The organism is Xenorhabdus bovienii, assembly GCF_024721015.1.
In the GTDB taxonomy this organism is placed as follows: Bacteria; Pseudomonadota; Gammaproteobacteria; order Enterobacterales; family Enterobacteriaceae; genus Xenorhabdus; species Xenorhabdus bovienii.
This window is the reverse complement of record NZ_JANAIF010000494.1, coordinates 1-232: the sequence shown is the minus strand read 5'-3', so window position 1 is coordinate 232 and position 232 is coordinate 1. Positions and strand designations below refer to the sequence as shown.

General features: G+C 58.6%; 1 protein-coding gene. It reads left to right on the top strand.

The features are described 5' to 3' along the window. The coding region (locus NXS07_RS21495) for a hypothetical protein (protein ID WP_258087707.1) at positions 1-232 on the top strand (232 nt) is incomplete at both ends.

Sequence of the window (232 nt, the reverse complement as noted above, 5' to 3'; positions counted from 1 at the left end):
ACATGGATTCGCTTGCGGACGGCGCCGAGGTGGTTCTGGGATCTTACGGCAGCGACATGGATCCGTTGGGTTCAAATCAGGTGCGCGTGCAGGTGGATGACGCCGATGGCGACGGTATTGCGGACAGCAACAACCGTGGTGATCCCGAAACCGTTGATATCGACGGAACGCCCACCGCTTTGGATGCTGTGGCTGTGTTCAACGCACAGGTGACCTTTGAGGATGGCACCAC